Raw genomic sequence first — 5,844 nt, 5'->3', positions numbered from 1 at the left:
GGCTTGGATTCGGATAATAATCGCGACAGTGCCACCTGCATTGGCAACTGACTGCTACAGCATAAACAGCCACCCAATAGTTCTGTGACTGCGTAGCCTTCATCTTGTGGTAATAAGGCTTGATCCACGCCAATCTGACCAAACTCATTCATCAATACTGCCCAGACTTCATTTTCCGGCTTTTGACTGAGCAAATGCTTCAGTAGTGTGGTTTTTCCTGCCCCTAAAAAACCGGAAATAATATGCACGGGCACTGCAGATGAAGGAGAAAGGAGTTTCAAGGCGAGCTCACATAGCAATGAAAATGAGGAGATTGATACATTATAACAATACCATTTGGCTTGCAGGGAGTTAATTTACTGATGTAACTAGTAAGTTCCTCAAAACTTCAATTCTGTCAGTTTTTACCAATTTTCAGCGTAGGCAACCACTGACATAAGCTTAAAATTTAACCAATTATGAAATGTTTTAAAACATTTTAATTGATTTTTTGGGGTTAAATTTAACCAAAATAAAACATAACCCTGAGTTTTGTATATCGGACGTATATATTGTTCTGTACCTTCTGTTAAATCAATTGCGGTACGAATTTTCAGCCCCTAGCATAAGTCCCTGTTGTGTTGATGTGATGGTCAACGCAATAAATGACTTGTGAATAAAACCTATAAGGATGCCAAACATGAACTATGCTCAAATTCTACTTGCAACTACACTCAGCGCAGCAGCGGCAACTAGCTTCGCAGCAACTAAAACCACAGATAGCAAAGCAACAACTGAAGAAGAAAAAGTTGTCGTGAGCACTCAGGAGCTTCCTGAAACTCAAGCTGCAACTGCTCCGGCGACTGCAGAACAACCAGCGTCTGAAGCAGCTGTAGAACCTGCAACTAAAACACCAAAAGCATCCTCTGCTCAATAAGGCAATTTTGCTTTTACCGATAATGAGTAGCCGTTCATTCGGGTACTCATAGCTCCTGTTGGGTAACTCTCCAGTGGATTTATGGTCCATACTCTACAGGAACTTTAAATGGCTGATTGCAGACCTCTGCATTCAGCCGTTTTTCTAAGCTCTTTTTGCTTTCCATCATAATAAATGATGATTATTAAATCACTCCCGACTATGAGATATATTAATGAATTTTAATATTTATCAACAATATAAATATTAAAATTGTTTTTTAACCATGCATTATAACTATGTAGCACCGACTATGGCATAGCTTGTTTAGACTTTGGATTTAGCCCTTAATCAACTTCATTCTGGACGGATTTAAGGAACCTTGCGATGAGCAATGCAAATTACACAACTGAAGTAGCCATTTTGGGTGCAGGTCCGGTAGGTCTGACGATTGCCAACTACCTGAGTAAACAGGGTGTACAGGTCACTGTAGTTGAACAGCTGGACAGCCTGATTGATTACCCTCGTGCAATTGGCATTGATGATGAATCATTGCGTACGATTCAATCATTAGGTCTGGTGGATCAGGTCCTTCCACATACTACACCCAACCATGCGATGCGTTTCCTGACTCCAAAAGGTCGCTGTTTTGCGGATATTCAACCACTGACACGTGAGTTTGGCTTCTCTCGCCGTAATGCATTTATTCAGCCACAGGTAGACAATGTTCTGCTGCAAGGTCTAAAAAAGTATAAGAAAACTGAAGTACTGTTCTCTCGTCACCTGACTCATTTCAGCCAGGATGCTGATGGCGTGACACTAAATGTTCAGAGCAAAGATGGTGGTTCGGAAGTTGTACGCGCGCAATACCTGATCGCATGTGATGGCGGTAACTCTTATGTGCGTCGTACTTTAAATATTCCATTTGAGGGTGAAACTGCACCAAACCAGTGGATTGTGATCGATATCGACAATGACCCATTGGCAACCCCGCATATTTACCTGTGCTGTGACCCGGTGCGCCCTTATGTATCTGCTGCCCTGCCTCACGGTATCCGTCGTTTCGAATTCATGGTCATGCCAGGTGAAACGCAGGAAGAATTGAGCAAGCCAGAAAATATTGCCCAACTCTTGTCTAAAGTCCTGCCAAATACTGATGGTATTGAAGTGATCCGTCAGCGTGTTTATACCCATAATGCGCGTATTGCGGACAAATTCCGTGCCGACCGTATTCTGCTTGCCGGTGATGCTGCGCACATCATGCCTGTATGGCAAGGTCAAGGCTATAACAGCGGTATGCGTGATGCCTTTAACCTGGCTTGGAAAGTAGCACTAGTGGTACAAGGCAAAGCAGGTCCAGACTTGCTGGACTCTTATCAGGTAGAACGTAAGGACAATGCCAAAGCGATGATCGATCTTTCAGTCATGGCAGGGCACGTGCTTGCGCCACCGAAAAAATGGCAAGGTTTTGTGCGTGACGGTATTGCCTATGCATTGAACTATATTAAGCCAATCAAACAGTACTTGCTGGAAATGCGCTTTAAACCAATGCCTAAATATCATGATGGTGCGTTACTGGCGAATGCTCAGAAAGACTCTCCAATCGGGAAAATGTTCATTCAGCCACAGGTCAAACTGGAATCTGGTGAAACAGTATTACTGGATGAAGTCATTGGTAATGATTTTGCTATCATTGCCTGGGGTGTAGATCCGAAATGGGGCTTAAGCAAGGAATCAATGCAGCAATGGAAAAAACTTGGTGTGAAGTTCATTCAGGTCATTCCTGCGGTCCAGCTGTCTAATCAACAGCGCAAGCAATATGAAGATGTTATTACCATTGGTGATATCGGCACTGATATCCATACATGGTTTGGCAAGACCCAAGATTCTATCGTCATCCTGCGTCCAGACCGCTTCGTAGCAGCTCTTGCCATTCCTCAATCTATGGAAAGCACAAGCAAGGCGCTGTTCAACAAGCTTCATGTTAAATAATAATTGACCTGACTTAAAAAACCACGCTACGGCGTGGTTTTTTTATGTATGGATGACAATAAATAAGGTTTCAGCTAAGTACGGTATCGCTGAAACCATGGAATATCTTTGAGTGAATCACGGTACGCCATCTGCTGTAGAAAGGGCTTGAACTCATCAAAAGGTGGTAATATTTCGGAGGAAATAGCAAAGATTAAACAATAAGCCACATATAAATCTGCAGCCGAACATTTTTCACCAAGTAAATATGGATTTGCTTTCTGTATTTCGTGCTTAAGGAAACTAAACACAGAATCTTCGTGACCAAAGCTCAGGCTTCTACGATTCTTTTCGATCTCTGTCTGAAGTACCTTGAGGTTTTTGATATCAATATATTCAGTCAAAGGACCATGGCAGAAGAACATCCATTTCAGATAAGCCCCGCGTTTAGGGTCATCTAGTGCAGGTGCCAGACCTTTCTTCCGATATTTATCTGTCAGATAGACATAAATTGCTGCCATTTCTGAAATGACAATATCGTTATCCACCAGACATGGAACCTTGCCCATGGGATTAATCTGCTCATAAGCTGGCTGGTGCATCTCAGTATAAGCAATTTCAATCTGCTCAAGCTGATTTTCAATTTCCAGCTCTTTCAGCAAGGGCAACAAAGTCAGGCCGCGAGACTGCGGATTATTATATAAGGTCATCATAATCGTGGACCTATGGTTTATTTTATTCCCTGACTATAGCGTTATTTTAGAGCGTAATGAGTGAGGATATGCTACCAATCATTTCATCCTCATCTGTGTCGGTTTCCCTAGCCGATCCCTCTCCCTAAATTAAGATAAATCCAGGCAGAATTTTTCTTTTAACACTTTCAGGATCAGGTTAATCACTTCATGTTTCTGATCCTTGCGATAAGTCGCATACAAACCAATCATCGGGAGCGGCTCGATGGTCTTTTTCACCATAATATTTTCACCTAATAACGGAATGACATAAGCCGGTACTAAACTCCAGCCTACTCCCATACCGACCAGATTCACATTCAGCAAAATATTGGTGGAATGTTGTACCACATTGACCTTAATACCGGACTTGTTCAAGAATTCATGGATGATATTAAAGAGCTGAGGTGAAGCCTGTTCATCACTGATCACGAAGTTACGGCCTGCAAAATTCTTGATACTTAAGGCAGATATATCTCTTACATCGGAGTCGCGCGGTACGATCAAGGTTAATGGTTCATCAAAAATCTTGATCGATTCAAATTCTGCTGAAGGATCTGGATAGCGGGTAAAAGCGATATCAATTGTCCCCTGGCGAAGCCATGAGAACTGTTCAGCATCGGTCAAGCTATGGAACTGGGCTTTTAAATCCGGAAAATGCGCACGGATATTCGGCATGATGTAAGGGAAAATTTTCATTTCTGCCACAGGTACAAAGCCAATATCCAGATGCTCTTTTTCCACTTCTGCGACTTGGCGAGCCAATTGGATCGCCCGTTCAGCATGTTCCAGACTCTGCAAAGCTTCTTTGAGAAATACCTCTCCTGCTTCGATCAGCTCAACTTTACGGTTAGAATGTTCTAATAGCTTGACCCCAACTTCCTGTTCCAGATCTTTGATCTGCTGGCTAAGAGAAGGCTGCACTGTATTTAGCTTTTCCGCAGCACGAGTAAAGTTGAGTTCGCGTGCAACCATACAAAAATAACGTAAATGTCTAAGTTCCATGTTCTTATTCCTGTTATATCGCTACTTTTGTTCGTTTTTTGGATATGGTGTATCGATAGACCAGCAGAGTCAATATCACGATCATCGCACATAACATATATGTGGTTTGATACCCCCAATGCGCTATAAAAATACCCATCATTACAGACCCGACTGCCAAACCAAGATCAAACAAGGTAAAGAAGGTTGAGATGGCATGTCCCATACGCTGTTTCTCCACCGCCTGAATCGCCAGAGTTTGCAGGCATGGGAAAAGTGAACCATAGCCAATCCCAATGAAAACAGCGGAGAGCCACAACATCCATTGATTATTGACTAAAGTGACCAGCACCAGACCTAAGGCAAAAAAGATCAATGATGGGTAGATCACGGCGTCTGGACCTTTACTGTCATAAAACTTACCGACCCAAGGACGTACCAGCAACATGGACAACGCGAAGACAATAAAGAACAGGCTGACATAGGCTAGCAGCTGCTTGGTCTCTGCAAAGACCGTAATAAAGCTGGTAATACTGGAATAAGCAAATGCAGTAAGTAGCGCTACAAAACTCACAGCTAGGACTTTTGTTTCGATAATATCCTGCAAGCTTAATCGCGATTTTTCTGCGGTTTTTAGTTTCGCTTGAGGCAGCTCTCGAATATTCAAGATTAAACTAAAAATCAAACCCAAACTGATCAGGACGGCGAGAATGCCAAATAGCATCTGAAAGCTGGTGAACTGAATCGTAGTTAAAGCAATCAGCGGACCAAATACTACGCCCAGATTGGTCGACATGACGAAATAGCCCATACCTTCCCCTTTACGCTGATCCGGAATAAAGTCATTGGCTACCGGTACGGTCACCGTAGTCAAAATACTGAACCAGATGCCATGCAGAAAACGCACGATCAGTAGTGAACTCATGCTATCAATCAGCAGATAACTAAAGGCAAATAGTGCAAATAGGAGTCCTGCCCCACGCATCGCCAGTTTCTTACCCAATTTCTCAATAATCAAACCTGAAAAAGGGCGAATGGCAATAGAAGACACCAAAAATAAGGTCAGTGCCAAGCCCGCTTCTTTCACCGTTCCACCCAGATCTGTAGTGATGTAGATTGGCAAAATCGCGATCAGAGCAAAATAATAGGTAAACAGAAATAAATTATTCAGTACGCACAAAATAAATGAGCGATTCCATAAGGGAGCTGTCGTGCTAGACATAAAAACCAACTATATACAGAAAATTCTAAAATCAGGCCTGA

At 42.6% G+C, this 5,844-nt stretch carries 6 protein-coding genes; 2 read left to right on the top strand and 4 right to left on the bottom strand.

The genetic code is table 11. The annotated features are described in order from the left end of the window. The coding region (locus B4033_RS11835) for a CobW family GTP-binding protein (protein ID WP_286834214.1) at positions 1–281 on the bottom strand (281 nt) is incomplete at its 3' end. A 398-nt stretch (positions 282–679) separates the two neighbouring features. Here B4033_RS11835 and B4033_RS11830 point away from each other — a divergent pair. Both B4033_RS11830 and B4033_RS11825 read left to right on the top strand, forming a co-directional pair. Next, positions 680–916 (top strand): hypothetical protein, encoded by a 237-nt coding sequence (locus tag B4033_RS11830; protein ID WP_071320197.1) that lies wholly within the window; start codon positions 680–682, stop codon positions 914–916. A gap of 366 nt (positions 917–1,282) precedes the next feature. Then, on the top strand, positions 1,283–2,887 hold the full coding sequence (locus B4033_RS11825) for a bifunctional 3-(3-hydroxy-phenyl)propionate/3-hydroxycinnamic acid hydroxylase (protein WP_286834209.1): 1,605 nt from the start codon (positions 1,283–1,285) through the stop codon (positions 2,885–2,887). A 74-nt stretch (positions 2,888–2,961) separates the two neighbouring features. On the opposite strand, the gene B4033_RS11820 is transcribed toward B4033_RS11825, so the two are convergent. From B4033_RS11820 to B4033_RS11810, 3 genes are all read right to left on the bottom strand, one after another. Beyond that, on the bottom strand, positions 2,962–3,579 hold the full coding sequence (locus tag B4033_RS11820; RefSeq protein WP_286834207.1) for a glutathione S-transferase family protein: 618 nt from the start codon (positions 3,577–3,579) through the stop codon (positions 2,962–2,964). A gap of 129 nt (positions 3,580–3,708) precedes the next feature. Beyond that, positions 3,709–4,602, bottom strand: coding sequence for a LysR substrate-binding domain-containing protein (locus B4033_RS11815; protein WP_286834205.1), 894 nt, complete (start codon positions 4,600–4,602; stop codon positions 3,709–3,711). A 13-nt stretch (positions 4,603–4,615) separates the two neighbouring features. Further along, a complete protein-coding gene (locus B4033_RS11810; protein ID WP_005222985.1) occupies positions 4,616–5,803 on the bottom strand; it encodes an MFS transporter in 1,188 nt (395 codons plus the stop codon). Between the last annotated feature and the right edge of the window lie 41 nt (positions 5,804–5,844).

Source organism: Acinetobacter sp. UBA3132 (assembly GCF_002364825.1).
Lineage (GTDB): Bacteria > Pseudomonadota > Gammaproteobacteria > Pseudomonadales > Moraxellaceae > Acinetobacter > Acinetobacter schindleri.
This window is presented reverse-complemented; position numbering and strand designations above follow the sequence as displayed.